The organism is Ruegeria sp. CH11 (assembly GCF_056537105.1).
Genome location: NZ_JBQFQX010000040.1, coordinates 1 through 3576, shown reverse-complemented (window position 1 = coordinate 3576; position 3576 = coordinate 1). Strand labels below are relative to the sequence as shown.

Sequence of the window (3576 nt, the reverse complement as noted above, 5' to 3'; positions counted from 1 at the left end):
TTGAACGAACTTGACTTTATTGGTGTTGATTGGGTAACAATACTCGTTACGATTACAACGAAAAATGTAAGCGAGCGTGTTTTGTCGCCGGCTGCTTGAGACAAGCTGTGCTCGCTTTGTTGTGGAAACAGGATGGAACCGAGAAAATGGCAAAAGCATTCGCGTCTCAGGGAGACTTGACGGAGAAGAAGATCACCTTTGATGAGATCGGCGAAGGACTTTATGCCTTTACCGCCGAAGGGGATCCGAATTCGGGGGTGATCATCGGGGATGACTCGGTGATGATTGTCGAGGCGCAGGCGACGCCGCGGCTGGCGAACAAGGTGATCGAATGCGTCCGCAGCGTGACCGACAAGCCGATCACCCATGTTGTTCTGACCCATTATCACGCGGTTCGGGTTCTGGGCGCCAGCGCCTTTGGAGCGCAGCAGGTGATCATGTCGAACAAGGCGCGGTCGATGGTTGTCGAGCGTGGCCAGGAGGACTGGGACAGTGAGTTTCAGCGCTTTCCGCGCCTGTTCGAAGGCCATGAGAGCATTCCCGGCCTGACCTGGCCGACCACGACATTCTCGGACAGCATGACGGTTTACCTGGGCAACCGCCGGGTTGACATCAAGCAGATCGGCCGCGCCCATACGGCCGGAGACGCGATCATTCACGTGCCGGATCAGAACGTGATGTTCACGGGCGACATCGTCGAGGCGCACTCGGCCTGTTATTGCGGCGATGGCCATTTCAACGATTGGGGCCAGACGCTGGACAACATCAAGGCCTATGACGTGGACGCGATCGCGCCGGGCCGCGGCGAGGCGCTGGTTGGGACCGAGGCGGTCAACGCGGCGCTGGAAAACACCCGCGATTTTGTCGACAGCACATATCTGCCGGTGGCCAAGGTCGCTGCACGCGGCGGGTCGCTGAAGGATGCATGGGATGCCTGCCGCGCGTCCTGCGATCCGAAGTTCAAGGACTATGCAATCTACGAGCATTGCCTGCCGTTCAACGTCTCTCGCGCCTATGACGAAGCCCGTGGCATCGACACACCGCGCATCTGGACCGCACAGCGCGATCTGGACATGTGGGAAGCCCTGCAAGGCTGATCGGCGATTTTTTGGAGGAGAAGAAATTGATGTTCGACGACAGATATACTCTGGCGGATAAGGTTTATCCGTATGAGAAGTCACCCGATCAGGACAAGGCCGAGGCCGTTCGCCATCCGGTGGTGGTCGTGGGGGGCGGCCCGATCGGCATCGCCACCGCCCTTGATCTGGGCCAGCAGGGCGTACCGGTTGTGGTGCTGGATGACCATGAGGGTATCGGCATGGGAAGCCGGGCGATCTGCTTTGCCAAGCGCACGCTCGAAGTTGCCGATCGCTATGGGTGCGGCGAGCCGATGGTTGACCGGGGCGTGGTCTGGAACCTGGGCAAGGTGTTCCACAAGGATGACCGGGTGTTCTCGTTCAACCTGTTGCCGGAACAGGGCCACAAATATCCGGCCTTCATCAACCTGCAGCAGCCGTATTTCGAACGCTTCATGATCGATCGCCTGCGCGAGTTGCAGGCAGGTGGCGCGCCGATCCAGCTGCGCGGCAAGAACCGTGTCGATGCGGTTGACGTCAAGGATGATCACGTGGTTCTGGATGTGATGACGCCGGACGGCCCCTACAAGGTGGAAGCCGACTGGCTGGTGGTTTGCGACGGGGCAAGTTCGCCCGTGCGCAACATGCTGGGCTATGAGTTCACCGGCAAGGTGTTCCAGGACAGTTTCCTGATTGCCGATATCAAGATGAAAGGCGATGTCGAGTTCCCGACCGAGCGCTGGTTCTGGTTCGAGCCGACCCACGGGCAGGGGGCCTCGTTGCTGTTGCACAAACAGCCCGATGATGTCTGGCGGGTCGATTTCCAGATCGGCTGGGATGTGGACCGCAAGGAAGAGATGAAAGAGGAAAACATCCGCCGTCGTCTGGATGCGTTCCTGGGCGGTGTCGAATACGACATGGTCTGGTCCTCGATCTATACGTTCCAGTGCAAGCGGATGGACAGCTTCCGCCACGGTCCGGTTCTGTTTGCCGGAGATGCGGCGCATCAGGTATCGCCATTTGGTGCACGTGGCGCCAATTCGGGAATGCAGGACGCCGACAATCTGGGTTGGAAACTTGGGTTGGTGATCAACGGCAAGGCACCAAACACGCTGATGGACACCTATTCGGAGGAACGGGTGCACGGGGCGGATGAGAACATTCTGAACTCGACCCGGTCGACGGACTTCATCACCCCGAAATCCGAGACCAGCAAGATCTACCGCGATGCGGTGTTGAACCTGGCGGGTAAGGCGCAGTTTGCGCGGCCGCTGGTGAATTCGGGGCGGTTATCCGTGCCCTGTGCCTACGATGGCCTGTCGCTGAACGGGCCGGATGAGCTGACCGGAGGACCGGCGCGTACGCGCGTCGGGGCGCCGATGGTGGATGCCCCTGCCAGTGGCGGCTGGTTGCTGGATCGGCTGGGCGGAGCGTTCCAGTTGCTGACCATCGATGCAGATGCGCCGGACAGCCTGGAGGTGGACGGCATCACGGTAACCCGTGTCGCGCTGAGCGCGGATGGCAACTCGGAACTGGCGGATCGTTATCTGGGCGATGGCGGATCTGCGGTCTATCTGATGCGGCCCGACCAGCATGTTGCTGCCCGCTGGGACAGCTTCGACGAAGCGGCCGTTCGCAAGGCCCTGAACACCGCAACCGGTCGCGGATGAGGAGAAGATCAAGATGAGCACTCTGAATACCGATCCCAATATCGCCAACCCCGATGATTTCTATGCGCGTCTGCTGAACGTGTTCGAAGGGAAATCGAAAGAGGAAAGCGATGCGCTGAGCGCGCGTCTGGTTCTGATCCTGGCCAACCATATCGGCGATGCCGAGGTGCTGGACCAGGCCATGAGCCTTGCCGCCGATACCTGAGCCGGAAAAGACCCTCCAAGCCAGAAACCTGCCAAAATGGCGCCAATCCGAAAGGAATGTCCGATGGACCTGAAGATTGAGAAGATTCACCACGTCGCCTATCGCTGCAAGGACGCGAAGGAAACCGTCGAATGGTATGGCAAGATCCTGAACATGGACTTCATCCTGGCGATTGCTGAAGATCACGTGCCCTCGACCCATGAACCGGACCCTTACATGCATCTGTTTCTGGATGCCGGCATGGGCAATGTTCTGGCCTTTTTCGAGTTGCCGACCAAGCCCGAAATGGGGCGTGATCCCAACACGCCGATCTGGGTGCAGCATATCGCGTTCAAGGTGAAAGACCGCGAAACGCTGGTGGCCTTCAAAGAACATATCGAGGCGCAGGGCGTCGAGGTTCTGGGCGTCACCGACCACTCCATGTTCCATTCGATCTACTTCTTCGACCCCAACGGCCACCGCGTAGAACTGGCCTGCCCGGATCCGGAAGAAGAGGCCATGCTGGCCCGCATGGACGACGTCAAATGGCTGATGCTGGAAGACTGGTCCAAAACCAAACGCGCACCCAAACACGCCGATTGGCTGCACGCAAAAGAACTCAAAAAATAAATCCCCGCTCCGGCAA

Annotated in this window: 4 protein-coding genes; all 4 read left to right on the top strand. The window is 59.1% G+C overall.

Annotated features, from left to right (window positions below; all coding sequences use genetic code 11):
• Positions 1-146: 146 nt before the first annotated feature.
• The 4 genes from ACR0LX_RS22825 to ACR0LX_RS22810 all read left to right on the top strand — a co-directional run bounded on the left by ACR0LX_RS22825 (position 147) and on the right by ACR0LX_RS22810 (position 3560).
• Positions 147-1097 carry an MBL fold metallo-hydrolase gene (locus ACR0LX_RS22825; protein ID WP_480785613.1) on the top strand — a complete coding sequence of 317 codons (951 nt, stop codon included), beginning with the start codon at positions 147-149 and terminating at the stop codon, positions 1095-1097.
• 29 nt (positions 1098-1126) lie between these two features.
• Complete coding sequence (locus ACR0LX_RS22820) at positions 1127-2746, top strand: FAD-dependent oxidoreductase (protein WP_480576752.1); 1620 nt, start codon at positions 1127-1129, stop codon at positions 2744-2746.
• A 13-nt stretch (positions 2747-2759) separates the two neighbouring features.
• On the top strand, positions 2760-2951 hold the full coding sequence (locus ACR0LX_RS22815) for a DUF2783 domain-containing protein (RefSeq protein WP_480576755.1): 192 nt from the start codon (positions 2760-2762) through the stop codon (positions 2949-2951).
• A 69-nt stretch (positions 2952-3020) separates the two neighbouring features.
• Positions 3021-3560 (top strand): VOC family protein, encoded by a 540-nt coding sequence (locus tag ACR0LX_RS22810; RefSeq protein ID WP_480785614.1) that lies wholly within the window; start codon positions 3021-3023, stop codon positions 3558-3560.
• Positions 3561-3576: the final 16 nt, after the last annotated feature.

What these genes read in the sequence shown, in the direction of transcription:
- ACR0LX_RS22825 (WP_480785613.1), top strand. Translation starts at nt 147, where the DNA reads ATGGCAAAAGCATTCGCGTCTCAGGGAGACTTGACGGAGAAGAAGATC.
- ACR0LX_RS22820 (WP_480576752.1), top strand. Translation starts at nt 1,127, where the DNA reads ATGTTCGACGACAGATATACTCTGGCGGATAAGGTTTATCCGTATGAG.
- ACR0LX_RS22815 (WP_480576755.1), top strand. Translation starts at nt 2,760, where the DNA reads ATGAGCACTCTGAATACCGATCCCAATATCGCCAACCCCGATGATTTC.